Origin of the sequence: Streptomyces mutabilis (assembly GCF_014649815.1) — a bacterium.
Lineage (GTDB): Bacteria > Actinomycetota > Actinomycetes > Streptomycetales > Streptomycetaceae > Streptomyces > Streptomyces mutabilis.
The window spans coordinates 77,690-102,769 of the sequence record NZ_BMTT01000005.1; the positions used below are offsets into that span (position 1 = coordinate 77,690).

Here is a 25,080-nt window from a genome sequence, read left to right on the forward strand (position 1 = left end):
GGAGGGGGCTACTCCTTGACGCTTCCGGCGGCCAGTCCGGACTGCCAGTACCTCTGGAGCAGCAGGAAGGCGGCGATCAGCGGCAGGACGGTGATGAGCGACCCGGTGACGACCAGGTTGAAGACCGCCTCGCCGCCCGCGGTCGCGGCCTGTGCGTTCCAGCTGTTCAGGCCCAGGGTCAGCGGATACCAGTCGGGGTCCTTGAGCATGACCAGCGGCAGGAAGTAGTTGTTCCAGGTCGCGACCATGGTGAACAGCAGGACGGTCACGATGCCGGGCGCCAGTAGCGGCAGCGCGACCCGGAAGAAGGTGCGCACCTCGCCGGCGCCGTCGATGCGGGCGGCCTCCATCAGCTCGGTCGGGATGGCCTCGCTCGCGAACACCCACATCAGATACAGGCCGAACGGCGAGATCAGCGACGGGATGATCACCGCCCAAGGGGTATTGGTGAGCCCCATTTTGCTGAACATCAGGAAGGTCGGTACCGCCAGCGCCGTACCCGGCACGGCCACCGCGCCGATGACCACGGCGAAGACGGCCCGGCGACCGGGGAAGTCGAACTTGGCCAGCGCGTAACCGCCCAACACCGCGAGGAAGGTGGCCCCTCCCGCGCCCAGACCCACGTACAGCAGGGTGTTGAGCAGCCAGCGTGTGAACACGCCGTCGTCGTAGGTGAACGTCTGGCTGACGTTCTCCCACAGCGCGAAGTCGTCGTCGAACCACAGGCCGAAGGAACGGGACAGCCCGGCCTGCGTTTTGGTGGCGCTGACGGCCAGCCAGATCAGCGGCACCAGGCTGTACAGCAGCACGAGCGAGGTGAGCAGGGTCAGCAGGACGCTGCGCCGGGGCTTGTCCGCGGAGTGCCGGCGCCGGGGTGCGCGCAGCCGGGGCGGCGCGGAGCCCGGGGTGCCGGCGGGCTCGGCCGCGGAACGGTCGGTGACGGTGACGGCAGGGCTGGTCATCGCTGCTCACACTCCCTTGCGCATGCCGCGCAGCTGGACGACGTAGGCGATGACCATGGTGATCAGCCCCATGACGATGGCCACCGTCGCGGAGTGGTTGTGCTGCTGGCCGTTGAAGGAGAGCGAGTACGTGTAGAAGTTCGGCGTGTAGTCGGTCGTGATGGCGTTGGGCGCGAGCGGCTGGAGGATGTTGGGCTCGTTGAAGAGCTGGAAACTGCCGATGATCGAGAAGATCGTCGCGATCACCAGGGCGCCGCGGATGGCCGGGAGCTTGATCGCCGTGATCACGCGGATCTGGCCGGCGCCGTCGATCTGTGCCGCCTCGTACAGCGAGTGCGGGATCACGCGCAGCGCCGAGTAGAAGATCAGCATGTTGTAGCCGACGAACTCCCAGGTCACGATGTTGCCGATGGAGGCGAGCACCAGGTCGGGGGAGAGCGGGTCGGGCAGCGAGACGCCGAAGGCGCTGTTGATGTCGCCGACCAGGCCGAACCGGGTGCCGTACATGAAGCCCCACATCAGGGTGGCCACCACGGCGGGCACGGCGTACGGAAGAAAGATCGAGATGCGGAAGAAGTCCCGGCCGTACAGGCGTCCGCTGTCCAGTGCCAGGGCCACCAGCAGCGCGATGCCGAGCATGATCGGCACCTGTACGGCCAGGAAGAGCGACACCCGGCCGAGCGCGGCCCAGAACCGGTCGTCCTTCAGGGCCTGGGTGTAGTTGTCCAGGCCGACGAAGGTCGTGCCGCCGATCAACTGGTCGCGGAAGAGGCTGAGGTAGACCGAGTACGCGATCGGCGCGAGGAAGACCAGGGCGAACACGGCCACGAAGGGACCGAGGAAGCCCCACCCCGTCCAAGAGCGGCGGTCCCGCCTGGCCCGGTGCGGGGCCGGCCGCGGTGCGGCGGCGGCCGGCGGTTGCAGCGTCGACATTGTCGTTCCTCGCTCGTCCAGGTACGGGAGCATCAGTATGTTTGCGTAAACATCACGCCGCGCGAAGTGCGGTCCTGAGCGGTGGCAGGCTGTTATGTTTACGTAAACATTTGATGGCGGCATGTCTACACTGCCCCGTGGAGGACGGTCAAGGGTCCTTCGCGAACCGGGACTCGGACGGCTGCGGAGAGGTGGCGGACGCAAGTGGACACGGCTGAGGGGGTCGCGGCCCCGCCGGAAGCGGGCGTGCGGCGCCGGCGTGGCGGCCGAGTGCCCACGGCGTCCATGGCGGACGTGGCGCGGCTGGCGGGAGTCTCCTCGCAGACCGTCTCCCGCGTCTCCAACGGCTACGCGGGCGTGACCGAGGAGACCCGGCGGCAGGTGCTGGCGGCCATGAAGGAGCTGGGCTACCGGCCCAACAGCGCGGCCCGTGCGCTCAAGCGCGGCGAGTTCCGCACCATCGGCGTCATCACCTTCTCGCTGGCCACCACCGGCAACGTGCGCACGCTGGAGGCCATCGCCACGTCCGCGGCGAGCGAGGGCTACGCGGTGACCCTCCTGCCGGTCGCCGTTCCGACCCAGGACGAGGTGCGGGGCGCTTTCTCCCGGCTGGAGGAACTAGCCGTCGACGCGGTGATCGTCATCATGGAGGTCCACCTGCTGGACGCGGCGACCCTGAAACTGCCGCCCCACGTCCAGGTCGTCGTGGTCGACTCCGACGCCGGCGACCACTACACGGTCGTCGACACCGACCAGGCCGGCGGCACCCGCGCCGCCGTGCGCCATCTGCTGGACCTCGGGCACGACACGGTGTGGCACCTGGGCGGGCCCGAGGGTTCCTTCGCCGCCCAGCGCCGCGCGGACGCCTGGCGGCACACCCTCGCCGAGGCCGGCCGCAACCCGACGCCCCTCGTCCGGGGCGACTGGTCGGCGGAGTCCGGATACCGGGCGGGCCTCGAACTGGCCGCGCGCGAGCAGTGCACGGCCGTCTTCGCGGCCAACGACCAGATGGCCCTCGGCCTGATGCGCGCCCTGCACGAACGCGGGCGGCGCGTCCCCGAGGACGTCAGCGTCATCGGCTTCGACGACATCCCCGAGTCCGGCTCCTTCCTGCCGCCGCTGACCACCGTCCACCAGGACTTCGCCGAGGTCGGCCGGCTGTGTGTCGAGGCCGTGCTGCGAAAGATGCGCCAGGACGGCCCGGAGCGGGGCACGACGCTCGTGCCGACCCGGCTGGTGACCCGGGCGAGCACGGCGCCGCCGCCGCGGTAGCGGCGCGCGCTCCGAGCCGGCCCCGGCTCCCGAGCAACCCGCACCCAAGGAGGTCGCGGGGCCGGTCCAACAGCTGGGGGCGAAGCGGTCCGCCGCCTTGACGAGCCCGAGCGGGCCACGGCCACCCGGTCGAGGTCTCACGGCCGCGGTCGGGCGAACCGTAGCGCGGGCGATCCGTCGGGCAACCGGCGGGTACGCCGTGCTGGCCGCCTCCCGCAGGTCCTCGCGATCCCGGCCTCGGGCACGCGGTACCTCCGGTGCGCGCGTTCCTCCTCGGCCGTCCGGCCGCCCGTACCGTCCGGCCGCCCGTCCTCTTCCGGCTCCCGCGCCGGCCCGGGTGTGGGCCGCGGAGTGCCGGGGCGCTGGTGACAGACATGCGCGTCCCACTTCCCGGCCCAGGGTGTACGGCGCGAAAGCCCGGGCGTTCGCGGGGCTCCGTCCCCGCCGACGGCGGAACGGGCGCGCCGTCCTTCGCCCTGCGCAAACGCCAGTCGGTCGGCGGCCCGACGGGTGAGTACCGCCCGGTTTACGGGCGGCCGGGGAGGCAACTCCACAAGCCGGCCGTTGTCCCCGCACGCCCCCGGGAGAGCTCCATGACCCAAGTCGCCGACTATGTGCTCCAGCGTCTGTCCGAGTGGGGCGTCCAGCGTGTGTACGGCTATCCAGGTGACGGCATAAACGGTCTGCTCGGCGCTTTCGACCGGGCCGACGGGGAACCGGAGTTCATCCAGGCGCGGCACGAGGAGATGGCCGCGTTCATGGCCTGCGCCCACGCGAAGTTCACCGGCGAGGTGGGTTGCTGCGTCGCCACCTCGGGCCCCGGCGCCGTCCACCTGCTCAACGGTCTGTACGACGCCAAGCTCGACCACCAGCCCGTGGTGGCCGTGGTGGGCCAGCAGAAGCGACTCTCCCTCGGCACCCACTACCAGCAGGAGATCGCCCTCGACCAGCTGTTCGCGGACGTGTCCGAGTACTGCCAGATGGTCGTGCACCCGGGGCAGGCCCGGCACGTGATCGACCGCGCCTTCAAAACCGCGCTGACCACCCGGGGCGTCGCCACGATCATCATTCCCAACGACGTGCAGGAAGAGGACGCCATGTCCTCCCCGCCCAGGGAGCACGGTTCCGTTTTCTCCAGCGTGGGCTGGAGCCGCCCCCGGGTCCTGCCCGACCACGACGAGCTGCGCAAGGCGGCCGACGTCCTCAACGCGGGCGACAAGGTGGCCATGCTGGTCGGCCAGGGCGCGGCGAACGCGGAGGCCGAGGTGATGGAGGTGGCCGAACTGCTCGGCGCCGGCGTCGCCAAGGCGCTGCTCGGCCGCGAGGTCCTGCCCGACGACCTGCCGTACGTCACCGGGCCCATCGGTCTGCTGGGCAGCAAGGCCAGCGACAAGATGATGCAGGGGTGCGACACCCTCCTGATGGTCGGCAGCAGCTTCCCGTACTCGGAGTGGCTGCCTGAGGAGGGACAGGCCAGGGGCGTCGAGATCGACATCGACGGCCGCATGATCGGCATCCGCTACCCCATGGACGCCCACCTCGTCGGCGACTCCGGGGAGACCCTGCGCGCCCTGATCCCGCTGCTCCAGCGCAAGAAGGACCGAGGCTGGCGGGAGAAGATCGAGAAGGACGTGCGGGAGTGGCACGACCTGGCCGACCGTTGGGCCGGCGAGCACTTCGGCAAGACCATCAACCCGCAGGCCGTCGCCGCCGAACTCTCCGCCCGCCTGCCGGACGACGCCATCCTCACGGCCGACTCCGGTTCGGGCACCAACTGGTGGGCCCGGCACCTCAAGCTGCGCGAGGGCATGCGCGCCTCGCTGTCCGGCACCCTGGCGACGATGGGACCCGGGACGCCGTACGCCATCGCGGCGCGGTTCGCGTACCCGGACCGTCCCGTGATCGCCTTCGTCGGGGACGGCGCGTTCCAGATGAACGGCATGAACGAGATGATCACCGTCAAGCGCTATCTGGACCGCCTGTCCGGACCTGCCCCGCTGGTCTTCTGCGTGTTCAACAACCAGGACCTCAACCAGGTCACCTGGGAGCAGCGCGCCATGGCCGGCGACCCCAAGTACCCCGGCTCCCAGGACATCCCCGACGTCCCCTACGCCGCCTACGCCGAACTGCTCGGCCTCAAGGGCATCGTCTGCACCGACCCCAAGAAGGTCGGCTCCGCCTGGGACGAGGCGCTCGCGGTGGGCCGGCCCGTGGTCCTGGAGTTCAAGGTCGACGCGGAGATCGCGCCGATCCCGCCGCACATCATGAAGGAGCAGGGCAAGAAGGCCGGCAAGGCGGCGCTGCACGACCCGCAACTCGCCGGTATCGCCACCAAGGGCGTGCGCCAGAAGCTCACCGAGTACGCCGAGCACCTTCCCGGCCGGGGGAAGAAGTGAGCGGCCGCCCACGGGACCCGCGGGGCGGCCGGCGCCGCCGGGCGCGCGGCACCGACGTCGTGGTCGTCACCGAGGCCACCGGCGGCGTCGGCCGGGCCACCCCCGTGCCTTGGGTGCCCGCGGGAGTTCCGTGGCCCTGCCCGCGCGCGGCGAGCACGCCCTCGAGCGGGCGGCACAGGAGGTCCGGGAGGCCGGCGGACGCGCGCTGCCGCTGGTGGTGACGACGCCGACGCGGATGCCGTGGACGCGGCGGCCGACCGGATCGAGGAGAAACCCGGCCCGATCGACGTGCGGGTGAACGCCGCGTTCTCGACCGTCTTCGCCCCCGTGGCGGAGAGCAGGCCCGAGGAACTGCGACGGACCACCGAGGTCACCTACTTCGGCTTCGTCCACGGCACCCAGGCCGCCCTGCGACGCATGCTCCCGCGCGACCGCGGCACCATTGTCCAGGTCGGTCCCGCCCTGGACAGCCCAGCGCGGCGTTGCGCTGCGGGCGGCGTACTGCGGGGCCAAGCACGACATCCAGGGCTTCACCGAGTCCCTGCGCTGCGAGCTGCTGCACGACCGCAGCGGGTGCGGGTGACATGGTCCAGATGACCGGGCTCGACACGCCCTGGTTCAGCTGGGTGCTCACCCGGCTGCCCCGCCATCCCGCCCGGTGGCCCCCGTCTACCAGCCGAGGTGACCGCCGAGGCGGTCGGGCACGCCGCGGACCGTCCCGAGCGGCGCGATCACCGGGTCGGCGGCTGAACCGTCGCCACCCCTGCTCGGCCAGAAGCTCGTCCCGGGACTGCTGGACCGCTACCCGGCCCGGACCGGCTACGACGGGCAGCAGACCGGTGAACCCGTCGACCCGTCCCTCCCGGTCAACCTCTGGAAGCCGCCGGACGACACCGCTCCGGCCGACTACGGCGCACACGGGGTCTTCGACGACGAGGCCCGCCCGCGCAGTCTCCCGTTCTGGCTCTCCCGCCACCGCCGCCCGCTCGCCCTGGCCGACGCCGTGACCGGGACGGTCGCCGCGGCGCTCGCCGACGGCATACGCCGGCGCCTCCGGCCAGGTGCTGCCGAGGCGGCGCGCGACGGACCGCGCGCTCGGCCCGGGGGCCCGGAGGTAGCCCGGAAGGGCGAGTGCCACGACGCGCGGCGCCCAGGGCCCTTCAGGGGGCGGCCGGACCTCGGCACGGCCGCCCGCCCCGTGACCGGACAAGGGGACCCCGGCACTCACTCCCGGTCGACGGTGCGCGTCCACCAGTGGTGCTCGCAGAACCAGTGGCCGACCATCGCGCCGCCGAAGACGACGAACCCGACACCGATCAGCCAGGACTCCACCACCAGGACGATGCCGACGGTGCCGTAGCTGATCGCGTTGTCCAGGATGAGCGGAGTGAAGACCAGGTACGAGAAGCCCCGCAGCCCGATGAGGCCGATCATGGTCGCGACGGCCCCGGGCAGCAGATCGCGCCAGCGGACCTGGCTACCGAGCAGGAAGTGCTGCCCCCACCAGAAGAAGAGCATGCCGGTCGCCGTGGACAACGCGATCCGCACCGACCCGTGCAACGCGGTCCGCGTCTGCACCTCCTGGTAGAGGTAGGCGGTCAGCACCACCACCCAGGTCAGCTGGCGCCACACACGGTGCCACGGGCCGGAGGGCAGCTCCCAGATGCGCTCGTAGCCGTTCTGCACACTCGCCGCGAAGGACACGCCGAACACGGCGAGCGCGATACCGCCCCAGACACTCGTGGTGCCGAGGACCTTGGTCGGCGGACTGATGATGTCGGTCAGCACCCGTGCGGACCGGCCGGACAGCCCCATGCCGTCGGCCAGCCAGGACCCGAAACCGCCGCGTCCCAGCGGGTCGAAGGCGGCCACCACGATGAGCAGCGGCGCCAGCGTGACCAGGGCGAGGGTGGCGAACCCCATGGCACGGTGCATCAGCTCCAGGTCCCGGCCGCGCCGGACGAGAGCGGAGGCGGCCAGCCGGTCCCACACACGGTGGAACGGCTGCCAGAACCGGTTCACGGAGTGCTCCTCGGGCGGTCCTTTCGATGGCTCGTGGACGCGCACCTGAGTGACCCGGCAGGGGCCGGGCAAACGTGACGCCACCCGGTCGCCGCATGGGCCCGGCGATGCGGGGAACCGGGCCCCTCAAAGGCGAGCCGAGAGGACGACCACCATGCGCGCACTGACCGTCCGCCCCGGCCGGGACGGATCGCTCGGCGTGGAGGAGGTCCCGGACCCGGAACCGGCCGCCGGGAATTACTGGTCGAGGGCCTCGCCCTCGGCGTCTGCGGCACGGACCGGGAGATCGCCTCGGGCACGTACGGCCAGGCACCGCCGCACCACGACCGGCTGGTCCTCGGCCACGAGTCCCTCGGCCGTGTGGTCGAGGCACCGCACGACAGCGGTTTCGGCCCCGGCGACCTGGTCGTGGGCGTGGTGCGACGCCCCGATCCGGAGCCGTGCGGCGCCTGCGCGCACGGCGAGTTCGACATGTGCCGCAACGGCCGCTACCGCGAACGCGGCATCAAGGGACTCGACGGCTACGGCGCCGAGCTGTGGTGCCTGGAGACGGGCTACGCCGTACGGATCGACGCGGACCTGGGACTCGCCGGTGTACTGATGGAGCCGACCAGTGTCGTGGCCAAGGCCTAACAGGAGCAGATCGAGAGGGTCGGCGCACGGGCCTGGTTCGAACCCCGCACCGTACTGGTGACCGGAGCCGGCCCCATCGGGCTGCTCGCCGCCCTGCTCGGCCGGCAGCGCGGCCTCGACGTGCACGTCCTGGACCGGGTCACGGACGGCCCCAAGCCGGACCTCGTGCGCGCCCTCGGCGCCGCCTACCACAGCGGCGCGGCGGACGACGTGCTCGCCGCCGTACGCCCCGACGTCGTGGTCGAGGCCGCCGACGCCGGCCGGGTCGTGTTCGACGCGATCGGCGGAACGGCGGCGTACGGCATCGTCTGCCTCACCGGCGTCTCGCCCGCGGGCCGGTCCCTGACGGTCGACGCGGGCACGGTGAACCGCGACATCGTGCTGGAGAACGACGTCGTGGTGGGCTCCGTCAACGCCAACCTCCGCCACTTCCGGCAGGCCGCCGACGCGCTGGCACGGGCCGACCGGGAATGGCTCCACCGGCTCCTCACCCGCCGTGTGCCCCTGGCGAGGGCGACCCGAACCTTCGAGCGGAGCCCCGACGACATCAAGACGGTGATCACGCTGGAGGGCGGCGCCGACCGGCCGCCCGCGGAAGGTCACGGGCAGGGCACCCGAAGGACGACACGATGACGCCGGTCGCCGGACCCGCCGCGCGGGCACTGGACCCGTGCGCCGTCGAGGCGGCCGACGTGCACCCCTTCGAAGCGGAGCCCCGCCGCTTGTACGGAACCCGCCCGTCCGGGACGTGAACCCGCGCTCCCCGGCCCCGACCGCGCCGGGGCGATCAGGGGTCGGTGCGCTGCTGCTCGCGCATGCGCTCGTTGTGCCAGGCGATGGCGGCGCGTATCTGCGGGTCCTGGAGGCCGGTCCGGCAGCCGAGCTGGTCCATGGAGAGCGCCGGCGTCCCCGTGGTCAAGGCCCGGGTGAGCTTCGCCGCCCACAGTTCCTCCTCGACGAAGGGCCGGTGCGCGTAACCGTCCTTGATCACGTCGAAGTGGTCGTCGCAGCACGCGGTGATGAGCCGTAGCCCGTCGAAGCACGGCTGGGTGGCGTGCGCCGCGGACGAGTCCGGCACGTACCCGCGCACGGCGTCGTCCTCGGGGAAGACCCTGGCGCACAGGTCGCACAGCTCCATGGGTACCGGCCTCGCGGCGCGACGGCCCTTCCTGCCCTTGCGCTTCCACATGGCGCCTCCCGGGGTGTCACACGACAGTGCCGACGCCGGCGTGCCGGAACGGATCGGCGTCCGGAATGCCGGAGTTACCCGCGGGGCGCGGTGCAAACGCCCCACGGGTGAAGGTACGGGCCCCGGAGGAAGGGCGCTAGGCCAACCTGACCGGCAGCTCGAACAGGTCGTTCTGCGTGACCACCGGCTTGTTCCGCAGCTGGGACGCGGGCACCGCCAGGTCCAGGCGCGGGAAGCGGGCGTAGAGCGCGGGCAGCGCCACGCCGGCCTCCAGCCGGGACAGGGCCGCGCCCGGGCACACGTGCGGTCCGTGCCCGAAGGAGATGTGCCGGTTCGGGGAGGCGCGGGTGATGTCGAAGTCGCCCGCCGTCGGGCCGTGCGCCCGCTCGTCCCGACCCAGCGCGCCGTACGACACGATCAGCGCGTCCCCGGCGGGAATCACCCGGTCGCCGACCGGGACGTCCTCGGTGGCGAAGCGGATCAGGACGTGCGAGGTCGGTGTCGAAAAGCGCAGCGTCTCCTCGATCACCGCGGACCACTCGGCCTTCCCCGAGAGCACCAGGGCACGCTGCTCGGGGTGCGTGGACAGGTTGACCACGGAGTTCACGATCAGCGAGATCGTGGTCTCGTGCCCGGCGGCCACCATCAGCTGGAGCGTGGAGACGATCTCCGCGTCGGTGAGGTGGTCACCGTCCTCCGAGGCCAGGATCAGCGCGCTGGTCAGGTCGTCGCCCGGCGTCGCGCGCTTCGCGGCGACCGTGTCGCCCATGACATCGGCCAGTTCGGTGAGGGTCGCGACGACCTCCTCGGGCGGTGTCTGCGTCGAGAAGAACTGCTCGAACAGCACCTTCAGCCGCGGCAGCCGCACCTCCTCTATGCCCATCAGGTCCGCGACGACGTACATCGGCAGTGGGTAGGCGAAGGCGGCCTTGAGGTCGACGACACCGCCGTCCGCGGGCAGCTCGTCCAGCAGCCGGTCGGTCAGCTCGGTGATCCGCCCCCGCATGTGCTCGACCCGGCGCGCCGTGAGGGCCTGCGCCACGAGAGAACGCAGCCGGCGGTGCTCGGCGCCGTCCACCGTGAGCATCGAGCGGCCGGGGTTGGCCAACCCGATCAGCGGCCAGTCGGCGGGGATCTCGCCGCGCCGCCACGCCCCCCACACGTTGATGTCCTTGACCAGCCTGGGGTCGGTGAGGAGGGCCTTGGCCTCCGCGTGGTGCGTGACCGCCCAGACAGGCACGCCGCCCGGCAGTTCCACGGCGGCGAGCGGTCCGGCCGCGCGCAGCCGGGCGCTCTCGCCGTCCAGGTCGGTGACGAACGGGTCCAGCGGGATCCGGGCTTCTTCGGTGCCGGTCGTCATGCTGACGTGCCTCCCAGGGCAGGGGTCGGGGTGAACCGCACGGGCAACTCGGTCAGCCCCCGCAGCCAGGGCGAGGGGCGACGGGTGAGGGAGGCGGCGGGCACCGCCAGGTCGATGTCCGGCAGCCGGTCGAGGACGACCTCGATGCCCGTGCGCGCGATGACCTCGGCGACCTCCTGCGCGGGGAAGGGGCAGCGGTGCTCGCCGTGGCCGAAGGAGAAGTGCGCGTTGTTGCCGCCGGTGAGCGCGGAGCCGTCGGTGCGGATTTGAGGGTCGGAGTTGGCGCCCTGCAGCCCGAGCAGCACCAGATCGCCGGCGCGGATGTGGCGCCCGCCGAGCCGGGTGTCGCGCGCGGCCCAGCGGCCGGCCACGTTCTGCGTGGGCGTGTCCTCCCACAGCACCTCGTTCATGGCCTCGGCGACGCTGTTGCGGCCGCCGAAGAGGGAGGCGGCGAAGCGGTCGTCGGTCAGCATCAGGCGCAGCGAGTTGCCGATCCAGTCGGCGGTCGGCTGATGGCCCGCGGCCATCATCACCATCAGGTCCTGGGCGACCTCCTCCTCGCCGAAGCCGCTGTCGTCGGCCAGCATCCGGGAGGCGACGTCATCGGCGGGCGCCGTCTTCCGGTCGGCGAGCAGCCCCGCCATCGACGTGGCGAGGTGCGCCTGGCCGGCGATGGCCCGCTCCCTGCCGTCGATCATGTCGTTGAGGGCGGTGACGAGGGCCGGGCCCTGCTCGTCGGAGAAGCCGTACAGGCGGGCCAGGACGCGGACCGGCAGCAGCATGGCGTAGTCGCCCACGAGGTCGGCCTCGCCCTTGGCACAGAGCCGGTCGACGAGCTCGTCGGCGAACCGCTCGGCGTGGCCGCGCAGCACGTGCGGGTCCACTGCCTCCAGCGCGTTGCTGATCATCGCCGCGCGCTCGCGGTGCCGGTCGCCGACGGTGTAGAGGATCGACGGCTGCCCGCGGCCGATCATCGGCAGCAGCGGCCAGTCCTCGGGGATGTTCTCCCATTGGTTCCACAGGCCGGAGTCCCGGCTGAACAGCGCCGGATCGCCGGTCACCTGGTGCAGTTCCCGGTAGCCGAGCACCAGCCAGGCCGGGACGTCACCGTCCAGCAGGACCGGGGTGACGGCGCCGTGCTCGCGCCGCATCTGCCGGTACAGCAGGGCGGGTTCGTCCTGGAAGCGGGGGCCGCCGAGCGGTACGGCGCCGGTCGCGTCGGTGCTCACACGAACTCCTGTCGGGGCAGGGCCGCCCGGTCGGCGTAGTGGGCCTGTAGATGCTCGACCAGCGTGATCAGCACCTGCTTGCCGGACTCGCGGGACCGGGCGTCGCACGGGACCAGCGGCACCCGCGGGTCCAGGTCGAGGGCGTCGCGGACCGCCTCGGGCGCGTGCCGGGGACCGCCGAAGTCGTTGCAGGCGACGATGAACGGCGTGCCGTGGTGCTCCAGCCGGTCGATGGCGTACCAGGAGTCGTCGATGCGCCGGGTGTCGACCAGGACCACCGCGCCGAGCGTGCCGGAGAACAGCCGGTCCCAGAGGAACCAGAACCGTTCCTGGCCGGGCGCGCCGAACAGGTACAGCACGTTGTGCGCGTCGAGGCTGATCCGGCCGAAGTCGAAGGCCACGGTCGTCGCTGCCTTGCCGCGCACCCCGCTGGTGTCGTCGACCGCCTCACCGGCCTGCGTCATCGTCTCCTCGGTGTTGAGCGGGCGTATCTCGCTCACCGAGCGGACCAGGGTCGTCTTGCCGACACCGAAGCCGCCCACGACCACGATCTTCAGGCCGTTGTCGGCGGACGCACCCAGCGGGGTGCGGGTGTCAGAGGTTGCGGAGTCCAACGAGCACCTGCTCCAGGGTTTCGGGGTCGGGGACGGCTGCCGTGCGCGGATGACGCGCGCTCACCCGGCCCGCGGCGTGCAGGTCGGCGAGCAGGATCTTGGTGATGCTCACCGGGAGCCGCAACTCGGCGGCGATCTCCACCACGGCCGTGGGGGCCTCGGTCATCCGCAGGATCGCCGTGTGCTCCGACTGCATGCCGGGCACCGGCTCGCACTCGGCGACGACCAGGGTGACCAGGTCGAAGGGGTTGCCGGGTCCCGACCGGCTGCGTCCCTGGGTGAGCGTGTACAGGCGGTCGGGAGCGTCGTCCCTGCCGGGTCGGCTCATGACGTACGGGGCTGCGCGGTCAGGTGGTCGCCGAGCTGCTCGATCAGCTCGCTCATGTTGTGCCCGACCAGCCCCGCGTCGGCGTCCTCCGAGGTGACCACCGCCAGGTGTGCGCCCTCGCCCGCCTCCACGATGAACAGGACGCCGCCGTAGAACTCGGTCATGGCCGAGCGCACCCCGCCGCTGCCGTCGCCGAATTCCACGGACGCGCCGTGCGACAGGGACTGGATGCCGGCGGCGATCGCGGCCAGCTGGTCGGCCTGGTCGACGGAGAGCTCCGGCGTGCGGCACAGCTTGAGGCCGTCCCTGGAGAGGACGAGCGCGTGCCGCGCGCCCGGAGTGCGCTCCAGGAGACCCTCGATGAGCCAGGTGAGCTTCTCGTCGGCGGTGGTCGAGCCGGTCATGAAGTGGTGTCGCCTTCCGGGTGCGCGTGCGCGTGCGAGTGGGACGGGTGGTCGGGGGCCGTCTCGGCCGGTGGGGCTGTGGTGGGGTCCGCCGGCGGGGCGTCGTCCCGAGGAGCCTCGGGGGCGGGGCCCGCGGCCCGTACGGCCTGGCGGAAGCTGCTGAAGCGGGCCGCGCGCGCCTTCGCGTCCTCGGCGGAGGGGGTGGCGCGCGGCTCGGCGGCCCGGGCGGTGGCCCGCGCGCGTTCGGCGGCGGCGAGGGTGCGGCCGCGGCGGCGTCTGGGCAGCCCGGTGTCCGGTCCGGCGGAGTCGGCCGGCGTGCCCGGACCGTCCTCCCGGTCCGCGGACTCCGGCGCGGGCAGGGGCTCGCGATCGACGTCGCCGGAGCCGATGCCGGGTGGCGGCGGGGAGGAGGACAGGGGCGTGCACGGCGGGCCGGTCGGCGGCTCGGTCGACGGAGCCCCGCTCCTGGAGGGGGCGGGCGACGGCGCCTCAATCGGCACGGGCGTGGATGACAGTGTCCCGGTCCGCGTGGGTGTGGCCGACGGGGCCGCGACCGGCGTCGGCCCGTCGGTGGCGGACGGACCGCTCAGGATGTCCTGGGGGACCAGCATCAGTACGCCGGTACCGCCGCGCGCGGACGGCCGGAAGGAGACCTTCAACCCGTACTTGGCCGACAGCCGGCCCACCACGGCCAGGCCCAGCCGCGTCCCGGTCAGCCCGCCGAGCCCGGCCGATTCGCCGGACACCGCCCGCTCGGCGCGGCGCAGCTGCACCTCGCCCATCACCAGCCCGCTGTCCTCCACGGACACGATGACACCGGCCGGCACCTCCTCGACGTACACGTGGACCTCTGCGGTCGGCGGCGAGAAGTTCGCGGCGTTGTCCAGGATTTCGGCCAGCGCGTGCATCACACCCTCGGCGGCGTGCCCGGCGACCGCGGCGTCGCTGACCGAGTGCACCCGCACCCGCTGGTAGCCGGCGATACGGCCCATGGCACCGCGCAGGATGGACTCCATGCCGATGGGGCGGGCCCAACGGCGCCCGGAGCGGGCCCCCGTGAGGACGGCGACGGAGTCGGCGAGCCGGCCCGCCTGCGCGGTGCGGTGGTCGAGGTGCAGCAGGTCGGCGAGGACGTTCTCGTCGCTGTGCCGTTCCTCCATGGCGCGCAGGTCGGCGAGCATCCCGGTGGCCAGCGCCTGCATCCGGCCGGCCGCGTTGGCGGTCGCGGCGACGGCGGCCGCCCGCTCACCGGACGCCCGGTCGAGCCGCTCCCGCAGCCGCGTGGCCTCCTCGGTGAGCCGGGCGACCTCCCGGGCCCGCTGCTCGGCCAGTCCTGCCCGCTCCTGTTCGAAGCCCTCGGTGAGCCGCTTCGACTCCCGCTCGAAGTCCCCGGTGAGCTGCCTGCGCTCCTGCTCGAACCCGTCGGCCAGTCGCCTGCGTTCCCCGTCGAACTCCGCCAGGAGGCGCGCTCGCTCGTGCTCCGCCTCCGCCCGCAGGCGCTCCTGGTCCTCGCGCGCCCGCTCGGTGACCCGCGCCCGGTCCCGAGCCAGTCCGTCGGCCTCCGCGCGGGCCGCCTCTAGCAGCCGGCGAGTGGTCCGTTCCCCGCGCACGGCGTGCACGGCCGCGGTCACGGCCACGCAGAGCAGGATCGCCGCGGCACTCGCGCCCAGGGCGAACGGAACGCGGACCGAGGAGGGCGCCGCGGCGACGGCACCGCCGACGGCGAGCGCCGACACCACCGCGCAGGGCAGCGCGACGGCCATGAGGGCACGGGGAGCGGGGCGGGCGTCCGGGCGGGCGGGGGCGGTCATCTGTCGGGGTCCTCGCCAGGCCACCGAAGCGGCCCTCGTGTCGTCCTTCGGGGCGGGCGCGCGCCGAACATCTGTCCCACGGCACGCAACAGGCGATCACTATAGGGGAGTTCGTGATCCGATGGTGAAGGGTAATGCTCAACTCTCGCGTGCTGCAGGTCGGTTACCGGCAGCGGGGGTCAGAGTCGCTCGCCGGCCACGTCGTCCTCGTTCGGTTTCCGTCCGGTGCGCCGGCGGCTGCGGGCCTTGAACAGACGCAGCCGGTCGAGGTGGGAGATCGCGGGGGAGGCGGTCACCCCGTGCAGGACGACGGAGGCCAGCACGGTGAACGCCACAACGGCCCACAGCTCACCGGCCGGGACGTGGAAGCCCTCCGTACCGAGCGCGTGCGCCAGGTAGAACAGCGAGCCGATGCCGCGGATGCCGAAGAAGGCGGTCACGAGACGTTCCCGGGGGCCGGCCGCCGCACCGAACTGCGCGATCCAGCCGGTCACCGGCCGGACGACGAGCAGCACGAGCAGACCGACGGCCGCGCCCCGCCAGCTCAGGTCGGCCAGGGCGCCCTGCGCGACGCACGCGCCCAGCAAGAAGAGCAGTCCGGCGGTCAGCAGTCGTTCCACCTGCTCGACGAAGTCGTGGAGCACGGCGTGGTAGCCGTGGTCGCGCTCGGCGGCGCGGATGCGGCAGGCGGTTACGAACACGGCCAGGAAACCGTAGCCGTGGGCGAGTTCGGTGACCCCGTAGGAGAGGAACGTGGCGCCCAGGGCGACGAAGCCCTCCCGGTGCTCGGACAGCCGTACCGCCTGCCGGCCGGCCCGGAAGAAGAGCCAGCCGAGCAGCTTGCCGACGAGCAGGCCGGCCAGGACGCCGATCACGCACTTGTACAGCACATCGACCAGCAGCCACTGTCCGATCCAGTCGCCGGACAGTCCCGTGCCCGCCGCCGCGGTCAGCGCGATCGCCGCCATGACGACGGGGAAGGCGAGGCCGTCGTTGAGTCCGGCCTCACTGGTGAGCGCGAAGCGCACCTCGTCCTCGTCGTGCTCGGAGTCGGTGGGCGCACCCACCCGGACCTCGGAGGCGAGCACCGGGTCGGTGGGCGCGAGCACGGCCGCCAGCAGCAGTGCCGCGGCCGGCGGCCAGTCCAGCAGCCACCAGGCCAGCAGTCCCGTGGCCGCGACGGTCAGCGGCATGGTGACGGCGATCAGCCGCGAGGTCGCCTGCCAGCGCCGTAGGCCGAACGGGCGGTTCAGCGCGAGGCCGGCACCCATCAGGGAGACGATGACGCAGATCTCGGTGAGGTGTTCCACCAACACTCGGTCGCGGACCGGGTCGATCTCCGGCAGCGGAGTGGGCAGCAGTTGCAGGGCGACGCCGAAGGCAAGGAACACCAGCGGCATGGACAGCGGCCGCCCCGCCACCAACCGCGGCAGCACGGCCGCCGCGAGCGCGCCCGCCCCGAGCACGGCGAAGAGGAAATCAGCCAAGGTCACCGCTGACGTGTGCCCGCTGTCGCCCAGCGGTACGCCTTCCTGTCGGCCGGCCTTGCCCCGGGCGAGGCCCCGGCCGAGCGGCGGCTCAGGGCAGGCCGCCCCGTTCGCACACCCGGCGGGCCACCTCGCGGAGCTTCACGTTGTGGTCCTGCGAGTACCGGCGCAGCGCGGCGAAGGCCTGGTCCTCGGTGAAGCGGTGTCTGCCCATGAGGATGCCCATGGCCTCACCGATGGTGTGCCGGGTACCGATGGCCTGCTGCAACTGGGCGTGCGTACGGGCGCTGGAGAAGGCGACCGCGGCGTGCGAGGCGAGCAGCCAGCCGGCCGTCTCACTGGCCTCCGTGAACGCCCCGGGCTTGAACGAGTAGAGGTTCAGTGCCCCCAGATCCTCGTCCTCGGTGAACAACAGGAAACCCATCATGCTGCCCAGACCGAGCTTGCGTGCCTCGGGCACGTACTTGGGCCAGCGCCGGGCCTGGTCGGTGAAGTCGGCGATCCGGAACTGCCGCTGCCTCTCGCTGGTCCGTGCGGCGTCGAAGCACGGCCCCTCCCCGACGCGCCCCTGCAGTTCGTCGCTGTCGACGACCACCTGGCCGGTCGGAGCGAGGGACTGCACCTGGCCGCCGCGCAGGATGAGGATACCCGCGGCGTCGCACCCCTCCACCAGTTCCGTGGCTGAGAACGAGATCCGCTTCAGCGTGTCGGTCACCGACTCCTGCGCCAGGAGATCGCGCGCCAGCGACGCCATCTGCTCGGCGAACTCGCGCCAGTCGTCCATGCCGTCTCCTCCTCGCTCCGTTGCAAGGGTCCCACGAAGGACGAAGAAGACAACCGTGGGGCGGGCCGGGCCGTGCATGTCTTGTTTTCATCGTACGCGCGCTACCCGACGCCCGGCTCCACCTGTGGCACGGGGAGCCCGGCGGCGGGGCGCCGGAGGCGGCGGCCGGGCACGCCGACGGCACCGGCCCCGAACTGCCCCAGGGGCTCACCGCCTGCCTGTGCGGACCGGTGCCCTTCATGCGCGCCGTCCGGGGCGACCTGCTGCGCCGCGGTGTGCCGGCCGAGGCCGTCCACAACGAGGTCTTCGGCCCCGGCCTCTGGCTCGGACAGCGGTAACGGCGCAGGGCACGCGCCCCGGTCTCAGGCCGCCGCGGTGAACGCGGTGGCGATGGCGGTGTCGGCGCGGGCGTGCACGACCAGCCGCGGACCGGAGGTGTCGGCGTTGGTCTCCAGCAGCCGCCGGACCGGCGCGCTGTGGGTGACCACGCTCATCAGCACGCCGAGGCGACCGCACCACTGATGGGCCCGGAGCACGGCACTGACCGTGGCATGACTGCCGGCCCGGTCGGTGAGAACGATGACGACGGGGGTCGGCTTGTGCGCGTCGACCAGATTGGTGATGTGCGTGGTCAGCGCGGCCCGCCCGTCGATTCCCGGGTCCTGGTCCAGCGTGATGACCAGGACCCCATGCTCCAGGGTGTGGGACAGCATCGTGGCCTCCGATCCGACGCCTCGCGGCGAAGTTGAGTCCAGTGAAAGTGCCCAGGGCGCGGTCCGCAATGCGCCCGCCCGGCCCCGTCTCGTCGCGGCGCACGCGCCGAGTACGATCATCCGGTTCGTCCCGACCGCCACGAGGAGCCCCGACCGGTGCCCGCCCTGCTGCCCCAGCCACGTACCGGGGCCCGTCTGCTGGACCCGGAGTGCCTGACGCGGGTGGAGGACGGAGAACGGCTGCACGCCCTGCTGTGGCATTCGGGGCCGGGCTGGCGCATGGTCAGCAGCGCCGTACTGGGCGGCGGGATCGCCGAGTGCGAGTGGGTGCTCAACGCCCAGGTGGTTGACGGCTACCGGCGCACCGACCCCGCCCGGCACCTGGCCGGCCTGGCCCGTGACGCCGGCGCCCGGGGGCCGGGCGTGGGCCTGATGACGGCCGCCGACGTGTCGGCCCGTGCCGGTGCGCGGGACGGCGGTGCGGAAGCGGTGGTGACCGCGGGCATCTCGGTGCGCGGTTGGGCGGCCTCGCCCGACGCGGGCACCACCGGGGCCACCGCGCCGGGGACGATCAACATCGTCGCCGCGCTCCCGGTGGCGCTGACCGACGCGGCCCTGGTCAACGCGGTGATGACGGCGACCGAGGCCAAGGTCCAAGCGCTGCTGGACGCGGACCTCGACTGCTCCGGCACCCCCACGGACGCCGTGTGCGTCGCCGCCCGCACCCCGCGGGACGGCGGCGAGATCCACTCCTTCGCCGGTCCCCGCTCCGAGTGGGGAGCCAGGCTGGCGCGCGCCGTCCACCGGGCGGTGCTCGCCGCACTGCCCCACGGTCCCTGAACCGGGCCGCTGCAACGACGTCCTGCGCCGTACCGCGAGCATCCGCAGGACGAGCGCCGCGGCGAGCAGCACCCGGTCACCACGCAGTACGCCCACGCCGTGGCGTCCCGCGCCACACCGACGGCACTCCACACGGCCCACAGCGCGAGGACGGCGCACAGAGCCGTCCACACGGTGTCGGCGACACGGGTACGCAACTGCGCGCGCCGGCGCCTGCCCGGCTCCAGCTCGTCGAGACCGTCGTCCACGGGTGCCTTCCGCTCGTCCACGTCGGACTTCCTCGGAGATCGCTGAAGAGTGAAGTCCGAGCACCCCATGGGACGTTGCCCAAGCGGTGGGCGGGCACACGAGCACGGGGGCGGCCCCGGCAGGCCGCCCCCGTCCGACCGTCCGCCCGGACGTCAGCGCTGCGATGTCTTCTGCAGCGCCTTGTCGAGCGCGGCCTTGAAGCCGTAGGCCCACAGCTGGTTGACCCGGCTGCGCTCGGCGGAGTTCGGGTAGGCGTTGGTGCAGGACGGGCCGGGGCCGCCACCCGACATCAACTCGCTGCACGGCCCGGAGTAGTTGTCGGGCAGACCGAGCACGTGCCCGGTCTCGTGAGCGGTCACGCGGGTCGAGTCGTACTGTTGGTTCTGCCGGTAGTCGAGGAAGATGTAACCGTTGCCGTGTCCGTCGGTGGACGCGTACGAGCCACGCGAGTCGTTGCCCTCGTAGTACGCGAAGTCCGCGCCCGAGCTGCTTTCCGCGAGTCTGACGTTGGACACCGAGCTGTTCCAGATCTGGGTGGAGCGGGCTATCTGGGTGCGGAAGCTGGGTGCGTTGGCGGCGCTGTAGTAGACGGTGACGGCCGCCGCGGAGGACGGAGCGGCGGCGCGCTTCTCGGCGACGGACTTGATGACCGCCTCGAAGAACGCGCGGTTGGCGGCGGCGTCCTCACCGGAGCCGGCGGCGGCCTGGTAGCCGACCTGGGCGGCCTGGACCGGCACTTGGGGAGCGGCGGCCGCCGTCGCGGCCGGTCCGGTGCCGAGGGCGGCCACCGTCAGGCCTAGGCCGACCGCGGTGGAGAGCAGGGGCAGGCTGATGCGCATCGATGACTCCTTGTGTGGGGAGTGGGGAGAGAAGTCGTCACCGGTGAGTGTGGACGCCCATGAGCCCGCTGTGATGATGGCAACCGGTGATAGGGCGGAGCTATCACCACCGGGACCGGTACCGCGCGTTCACCTCCGGCAGGGGCCGGAGACAGCTTCGACCGGAGTGCAGAACTCGCCCTGGTCCGCCGTGTTTTGTTCACCTGGCGCAACCAACTGTTCCGCCTTACGCTCCCTGCATGGAGCTCGAGGTGAGGCACCTACGCGCGCTGTGCGCCATAGCCGACGCCGGCAGCCTGCACCGGGCGGCACGTCGACTGGGCGTCGCCCAGCCCACGTTGAGCACACAGCTGACCCGGATCGAACAGGCACTGGGCGGGTCCCTGTTCGTACGCGAACGTACCGGCTGCCGCCCCACCCCGCTCGGTCGGACGGTCCTGGGCCGGGCCCGCCCGCTCCTCGCGGACATGAGCATCCTGGTCCGCGAGGCTCGCGCCGCCGCGGCCGGCGGCGGCAGCCGACTGCGCGTCGGCTCCACCGCCAGCCGCGCCCTGGCCGGCTGGCTGCGCCGGCTCAGACGTCCCGGCCTGGAACCCACCCTCCAGATGGACGTCTCCGCCAACGCCCTGCTGCGCAGGGTCACCGACGGGCAGCTCGACGTCGCCTTCGTGCACGAGGTCGAGGGCTGCCCGCTGCACATCCCCGAGGGCCTGCGCCTGCGCGTCCTCGTGGAGCGCGAACCTCAGTTCGTCATGCTTCCCGCCGATCACCCGGCGGCCGGCCGGCCCGTGGTCCGCCTCGCCGAGCTCGCCGACGACCGCTGGATGGTCGACCCCACCGTCGACGGCGAGTGGGACGGGGTGCACCGCATCCTGCGCGCCGTCGGACTCAACCCCCGTGTCCTGCACGGCGACTACCACACCGCCGCCTCCCTCGTCGCTACCGGCGAGGTCGTCACGGTTTGCCAGCCCAGCTCCCAGTCGCGCCCCGACACGGCGGTACGGCGCCTGCACGGCGACCCCCTCGGCGTACGCCTGCTGCTGGCCGCACGTACCCGGGCCGAGCTGGACGCCGTCTACCCAGCGCTGGAGGAGGCGTACTGGGAGGTGGCCCGCCAGTCCACCGCCTACCGGGAGTGGCTGGAGCGCGTCGGGCCCCGCCCCGGCGCTCCGTTCCCGCCCGGAGCCCGTACGGCGACGGACCGGGCGGTGTTCGCACCGGCGCGCTGAGCCGGATCGGCCATTGAGGTGGCTTCCCGACCGAACCAGTATGACAAGACGGTCATGTGGTTACGGAGAGGTTCATGAGCTCTGTGCGACGTCTCCCGCCTCTTCGTTCGATGGCCGTCATCTGCGCGCTGGGCAGCTCCGTGCTGCTGGTGACCGGCTGCACGAACGCCGACACGACACGCTCCAGTGTCGCCGAGGCGGCCCAGACCACCCCTGCCACCAGCACCGCATCCCCCACCGACACCAGCACCGCATCCCCCACCGGTACCAGCACCGGCACCACCTCCCCCTCTCCTTCCGAGACCATGACCGACGACCGGTCCGAGCGTCAGGCCCTGGTCCCGTTGGCGAAGGTCACCTGGGACAAGGCGGCCGACACGGCCGTCAAGGAGGTCCCCGAGGGCAAGCTCGTCGACCTCGAGCTGAAGCGCACGTCCGCCGAGGCCACCGCGTCGACCGGCTCGCCCAGCCCCAGCACGCCGAACCCGGCCCCCAGCCAGGGCGCTCCCCAATGGGAGGCCAAGGTCGCGACCTCCGACGGCACCGTGCACCGGATCGACATCGACGCGGTCTCCGGGGAGGTCTTCCGCACCCGGGCCGAGAACCAGGACGCGGACGACAAGCAGCAGATCGCCGACCTGCTGAAGAAGGCCACCCAGACGCCGGAGCAGGCCGTCAAGGCGGCCACCGACAAGGCCGAGGGCACGGTGACCCACGTCGAGCTCGACGAGAACGACGACCAGAAGGCCATCTGGTCCGTCGACGTGGTCTCGACCGACAACTGGAACAAGACGACCGTGGACGTCGACGCGACGAACGGCAAGATCCTGCGCGAGCACGTGGACCGCGACTGAGCGCCGCCCCACGTCACTGTGAGAAGTACCTGACGACGACGGGAGCAGCCGGGTGAGTCACCCGACCGCTCCCGTCACGCGTGCCCGGGGGCCTCAGGCGGCCGGCTCGACGGTCTTTGCCGGTACGCCCGCCGCCGTGCGCGGCAGGGTCAGTACGGCCAGGAATCCGAGGACCGCCACCGCGGCGAAGAAGTAGAAGCCCCAAGGGTGACCGATCCCCGAGGAGACCAGGGCTCCGGTGATCGACGGGCCCACGATCGAGCCGATGCGGCCGATCCCGGACGCCGAACCGAGCGCGGTGCTCCGCACGGCGGCCGGGTAGAAGTTCGTCACGTAGGCGTAGACGAGCACCATGGCGGAGAAGACGAACACGCCGGTGAAGAAGACGACGACGTTGAGCATCAGGTCGCTCCCCATCTTGATGCTCAGGCACGCCAGCATGACCACCGAGACCGCGAACCAGCTCATCGTGGTGCCCTTGATGCCTCGCCGGTCGGCGACGAACCCGCCGAGCACCAGCCCGACGACACCGCCCACGTTGAGCACGAGGAGCTGGGTGACGGCCGTCGGTACCGGGTAGCCGGCGTCGTTCATCAGCTTGGGCAGCCAGGTGTTGAGGCCGTAGACCAGCAGCAGCCCCATGAACGACGCGACCCAGATGCCGATGCCCGCCCGCAGGTACGCCGGCTTGAGCAGCTCGGTGAACGGCACCCGCTGCTCCCCGTCCTGCTTGGCCCGGACGAACGCCTCCGACTCCGGCAGCCTGAACCACTGGACGGCGGCGACCACGAGGCCGACGACGCCGAGCAGGTAGAAGAGGATCTCCCAGTTGTCGGTCACCTGGAGGGCCAGCAGCGAGGTGATCACGGCACCCGTGTGATAGCCGGTCATCGTCAGCGTGCTGGCCCGCGCCCGGCGGCTGGCGGGCATGTGCTCGGCCATCATCGTGAGTGACACGGGCATGCAGGCGCCGAGCCCGAGGCCGGCGACGAGACGCAGCGCGGCGAACATCCACACGGACGTCGCGAGCGGCACCACGATGGTGAAGACGGAGAACAGCACCACCGAGCCGATGAGCAGCCGGCGGCGCCCCAGCCGGTCGGCGAGCGGACCGACGCAGACCGCGCCGATGGCGACGCCCACGAGGGAGAGCGTGGCGATGGTGGTCGCGTCACCCGCGGTCATGCCCAGGTGGTGGGTCTTGAGCAGGGTGGGGATGATAGCGCCGAGGACGACGAGGTCGTAGCCCTCCAGCAGGACGGTGATCCAGCAGAGGATCACCGTCCACCTGCTGCTGCCGGCGCGGCCTGTCCGCGCGGGCGCGCCGGACGTGGTGGTGGAAGCCATGATGAGTCTCCCCCCGGGAACGGGTGTGAGTGAGCGGAGCCGGGAAGGGTGGCCGGGGTGGCCGAAGGGGGCCGTGACGCGTGGCCGGCCGGATCAGAACGGGTAGTCGGCGATGTCCGGGCGGACCGTGACCCACTGGGTTTCGGTGAACGCCTCGACGTTGGCCGCGGCGCCGCCGAAGCGGGACCCGGTGCCGGAATCCTTGACCCCGCCGAAGGGGGCGTTCGGCTCGTCGCTCACCGTCTGCTCGTTGATGTGGACCTTGCCCGAGTCGATCCGGTCGGCGAGCTTCATCGCCGTCCCGACGTCCCCGAGGATGCCGACCGAGAGCCCGTACTCGCAGTCGTTGACGATCCGCGCGGCCTCCTCCAGCGTGGAGAAGGAGATGACCGGGGCCACGGGACCGAAGATCTCCTCGCGCCAGGCAGGCATCTCGGTCGTCAGGCCGGTCAGCACGGTCGCCCGGTAGCCGGCGCCGACGATCTCGCCGCCGGCGGCGACCTTCGCCCCCGCGGCGACACTGTCGGTGACGATGCCGTGCACCCGCTCCAGCTGGCGACGGTCGATGATCGGGCCGAGCGCCACGTCCTCGCGGGCCGGGTCACCGACCGGCAAGGCCTCGGCCTTAGCGGCGAGCGCGGCGGTGTACTCCTCCACCAGCGACTCGTGCACGATGTGCCGGCCGGTCGTCATGCAGATCTGCCCCTGGTGCAGGTACGAGCCGAAGGCCCCCGCCGACGCCGCCTTCGGCACGTCCGCGCCCGGCAGCACGACCAGCGCGTTGTTCCCGCCCAGCTCCAGGTGGGCGCGCTTGAGCAGCCGTCCGGCCTGCTCGCCGATGATCCGCCCGACCGGCGTGGACCCGGTGAAGGAGATCACACGGACCTCCGGGGCCTCGACGACCGCCCGGCCGACCGCGCCGTCCCCCGGCAGCAGGTGCAGGACGCCCGCGGGCAGCCCGGCCTCCTCGAAGATCCGGGCGATGACGACGCCACCGCTCACCGCGGTCCGCGGGTCCGGCTTGAGCAGCACGGCGTTGCCGAGGGCGAGCGCCGGCGCCACCGAACGCAGACCGAGGATCAGCGGGAAGTTGAAGGGGGAGACCACGCTCACGACACCGGCCGGCTTGCGGCGGGCGAGCGACCAGCGCGCCTCCTCGGAGGTCAGCACCTCGCCCTGCGGGTGCGTCGGCAGGCCCGCGCACTCGAAGCACTCGCCGATCGCGAGCCCCGCCTCGAAGGCGGCCTTGGACCGGACCGAGCCGGCCTCGCGCACCAGCCAGTCCTCGATCTCGGCGGCGTGCTCGGTGAAGAGCTCGCCCGCACGGCGCAGTACGGCGGCCCGCTGCCGGGGCGGCGTCGCCGCCCACTCCCGCTGGGCCTCGGCGGCCCGCGCCGCGGCCCTGGCCACGTCCTCGGCCGTGGCCAGGCCTACCGCGCCGAGCCGTTCACCGGTCGCCGGCTCGGTCACCGGGTGCTCGGCGGGGGAGTCCTGCCAGCCGTCGCTGAAGAACTTCCGGCCCCAGACGTCGCTGTCCAGGAATGTCATCGTCTTCCCCTTCTTCGGGATTTTCGGGTAGTCGAGC

The 25,080-nt window shown here is 72.3% G+C and carries 24 protein-coding genes and 2 pseudogenes; 10 read left to right on the forward strand and 16 right to left on the reverse strand.

Features of this window, described 5'->3' with window-relative positions; genetic code table 11:
* Positions 1-8 precede the first annotated feature (8 nt).
* Positions 9-962, reverse strand: coding sequence for a carbohydrate ABC transporter permease (locus IE142_RS13260; protein ID WP_191885940.1), 954 nt, complete (start codon positions 960-962; stop codon positions 9-11).
* A gap of 6 nt (positions 963-968) precedes the next feature.
* Positions 969-1,895 (reverse strand): carbohydrate ABC transporter permease, encoded by a 927-nt coding sequence (locus tag IE142_RS13265; protein ID WP_191885941.1) that lies wholly within the window; start codon positions 1,893-1,895, stop codon positions 969-971.
* A 285-nt stretch (positions 1,896-2,180) separates the two neighbouring features.
* On the opposite strand from IE142_RS13265, the gene IE142_RS13270 reads away from it, so the two are divergent.
* The 3 genes and pseudogenes from IE142_RS13270 to IE142_RS13280 form a co-directional block, all read left to right on the forward strand.
* A complete protein-coding gene (locus tag IE142_RS13270) occupies positions 2,181-3,167 on the forward strand; it encodes a LacI family DNA-binding transcriptional regulator (RefSeq protein WP_191886175.1) in 987 nt (328 codons plus the stop codon).
* A gap of 593 nt (positions 3,168-3,760) precedes the next feature.
* A complete protein-coding gene (locus IE142_RS13275; RefSeq protein ID WP_191885942.1) occupies positions 3,761-5,563 on the forward strand; it encodes a thiamine pyrophosphate-requiring protein in 1,803 nt (600 codons plus the stop codon).
* Between the two features lie 59 nt (positions 5,564-5,622).
* Positions 5,623-6,614, forward strand: a pseudogene (locus tag IE142_RS13280) (SDR family oxidoreductase); the annotation flags it as partial.
* A gap of 173 nt (positions 6,615-6,787) precedes the next feature.
* On the opposite strand, the gene IE142_RS13285 reads toward IE142_RS13280, so the two are convergent.
* A complete protein-coding gene (locus IE142_RS13285; RefSeq protein ID WP_191885943.1) occupies positions 6,788-7,585 on the reverse strand; it encodes a ribonuclease BN in 798 nt (265 codons plus the stop codon).
* 285 nt (positions 7,586-7,870) lie between these two features.
* Between IE142_RS13285 and IE142_RS36550 the strand changes: the two genes are divergently transcribed.
* From IE142_RS36550 to IE142_RS37355, 3 genes are read left to right on the forward strand one after another with little or no spacing between them, the layout of a single operon-like run.
* A complete protein-coding gene (locus IE142_RS36550) occupies positions 7,871-8,218 on the forward strand; it encodes an alcohol dehydrogenase catalytic domain-containing protein (protein ID WP_229830494.1) in 348 nt (115 codons plus the stop codon).
* A 57-nt stretch (positions 8,219-8,275) separates the two neighbouring features.
* Positions 8,276-8,851: an MDR/zinc-dependent alcohol dehydrogenase-like family protein gene (locus tag IE142_RS36555; RefSeq protein ID WP_229830432.1), complete on the forward strand. Its 576-nt coding sequence runs from the start codon at positions 8,276-8,278 to the stop codon at positions 8,849-8,851.
* Entirely contained in the window at positions 8,848-8,970 is a 123-nt protein-coding gene (locus IE142_RS37355) for a hypothetical protein (RefSeq protein ID WP_268252960.1), read from the forward strand. Before IE142_RS36555 ends, IE142_RS37355 begins: the two co-directional genes overlap by 4 nt.
* 35 nt (positions 8,971-9,005) lie before the next feature.
* Here the strand turns inward: IE142_RS37355 and IE142_RS13295 are convergent, their stop codons facing one another.
* The 9 genes from IE142_RS13295 to IE142_RS13335 all read right to left on the reverse strand — a co-directional run bounded on the left by IE142_RS13295 (position 9,006) and on the right by IE142_RS13335 (position 17,424).
* A complete protein-coding gene (locus IE142_RS13295) occupies positions 9,006-9,407 on the reverse strand; it encodes a hypothetical protein (RefSeq protein WP_191885944.1) in 402 nt (133 codons plus the stop codon).
* 136 nt (positions 9,408-9,543) lie between these two features.
* On the reverse strand, positions 9,544-10,767 hold the full coding sequence (locus tag IE142_RS13300) for a cytochrome P450 family protein (protein ID WP_191885945.1): 1,224 nt from the start codon (positions 10,765-10,767) through the stop codon (positions 9,544-9,546).
* Entirely contained in the window at positions 10,764-11,996 is a 1,233-nt protein-coding gene (locus IE142_RS13305; protein ID WP_191885946.1) for a cytochrome P450, read from the reverse strand. Before IE142_RS13305 ends, IE142_RS13300 begins: the two co-directional genes overlap by 4 nt.
* Positions 11,993-12,610, reverse strand: coding sequence for a GTP-binding protein (locus IE142_RS13310; protein WP_191885947.1), 618 nt, complete (start codon positions 12,608-12,610; stop codon positions 11,993-11,995). The genes IE142_RS13305 and IE142_RS13310 overlap by 4 nt, the downstream gene beginning before the upstream one ends.
* Positions 12,591-12,938: a DUF742 domain-containing protein gene (locus tag IE142_RS13315; RefSeq protein WP_191885948.1), complete on the reverse strand. Its 348-nt coding sequence runs from the start codon at positions 12,936-12,938 to the stop codon at positions 12,591-12,593. Before IE142_RS13315 ends, IE142_RS13310 begins: the two co-directional genes overlap by 20 nt.
* Positions 12,935-13,342 carry a roadblock/LC7 domain-containing protein gene (locus IE142_RS13320; protein ID WP_100044055.1) on the reverse strand — a complete coding sequence of 136 codons (408 nt, stop codon included), beginning with the start codon at positions 13,340-13,342 and terminating at the stop codon, positions 12,935-12,937. Before IE142_RS13320 ends, IE142_RS13315 begins: the two co-directional genes overlap by 4 nt.
* Positions 13,339-15,105, reverse strand: a complete 1,767-nt coding sequence (locus IE142_RS13325) for a sensor histidine kinase (protein ID WP_440862269.1) — start codon at positions 15,103-15,105, stop codon at positions 13,339-13,341. Before IE142_RS13325 ends, IE142_RS13320 begins: the two co-directional genes overlap by 4 nt.
* A gap of 227 nt (positions 15,106-15,332) precedes the next feature.
* The gene (locus IE142_RS13330; RefSeq protein WP_191885950.1) at positions 15,333-16,646 is read right to left on the reverse strand and encodes a cation:proton antiporter; all 1,314 of its coding nucleotides are present in this window, start codon (positions 16,644-16,646) and stop codon (positions 15,333-15,335) included.
* A gap of 85 nt (positions 16,647-16,731) precedes the next feature.
* A complete protein-coding gene (locus IE142_RS13335; RefSeq protein ID WP_191885951.1) occupies positions 16,732-17,424 on the reverse strand; it encodes a GAF and ANTAR domain-containing protein in 693 nt (230 codons plus the stop codon).
* Between the two features lie 89 nt (positions 17,425-17,513).
* Between IE142_RS13335 and IE142_RS13340 the strand changes: the two are divergent.
* A pseudogene (locus tag IE142_RS13340) lies at positions 17,514-17,762 on the forward strand (hemin transporter); the annotation flags it as partial.
* Positions 17,763-17,786: 24 nt separating this feature from the next.
* Here the strand turns inward: IE142_RS13340 and IE142_RS13345 are convergent.
* On the reverse strand, positions 17,787-18,137 hold the full coding sequence (locus IE142_RS13345) for a hypothetical protein (protein WP_191885952.1): 351 nt from the start codon (positions 18,135-18,137) through the stop codon (positions 17,787-17,789).
* 156 nt (positions 18,138-18,293) lie between these two features.
* On the opposite strand from IE142_RS13345, the gene IE142_RS13350 reads away from it, so the two are divergent.
* Positions 18,294-18,977, forward strand: a complete 684-nt coding sequence (locus IE142_RS13350; protein ID WP_191885953.1) for an adenosylcobinamide amidohydrolase — start codon at positions 18,294-18,296, stop codon at positions 18,975-18,977.
* A 401-nt stretch (positions 18,978-19,378) separates the two neighbouring features.
* Here IE142_RS13350 and snpA read toward each other — a convergent pair whose 3' ends face one another.
* Entirely contained in the window at positions 19,379-20,065 is a 687-nt protein-coding gene (gene snpA, locus IE142_RS13355) for a snapalysin (protein ID WP_191885954.1), read from the reverse strand.
* 239 nt (positions 20,066-20,304) lie between these two features.
* Here snpA and IE142_RS13360 point away from each other — a divergent pair, with 239 nt between their 5' ends.
* A complete protein-coding gene (locus IE142_RS13360) occupies positions 20,305-21,294 on the forward strand; it encodes a LysR family transcriptional regulator (protein ID WP_191885955.1) in 990 nt (329 codons plus the stop codon).
* Between the two features lie 74 nt (positions 21,295-21,368).
* Positions 21,369-22,148: a PepSY domain-containing protein gene (locus IE142_RS13365; protein ID WP_191885956.1), complete on the forward strand. Its 780-nt coding sequence runs from the start codon at positions 21,369-21,371 to the stop codon at positions 22,146-22,148.
* Between the two features lie 93 nt (positions 22,149-22,241).
* Here IE142_RS13365 and IE142_RS13370 read toward each other — a convergent pair whose 3' ends face one another.
* Together IE142_RS13370 and IE142_RS13375 are read right to left on the reverse strand one after the other, a co-directional pair.
* Entirely contained in the window at positions 22,242-23,495 is a 1,254-nt protein-coding gene (locus IE142_RS13370) for an MFS transporter (protein WP_191885957.1), read from the reverse strand.
* A 93-nt stretch (positions 23,496-23,588) separates the two neighbouring features.
* Positions 23,589-25,043 (reverse strand): benzaldehyde dehydrogenase, encoded by a 1,455-nt coding sequence (locus tag IE142_RS13375; protein WP_191885958.1) that lies wholly within the window; start codon positions 25,041-25,043, stop codon positions 23,589-23,591.
* Positions 25,044-25,080 lie beyond the last annotated feature (37 nt).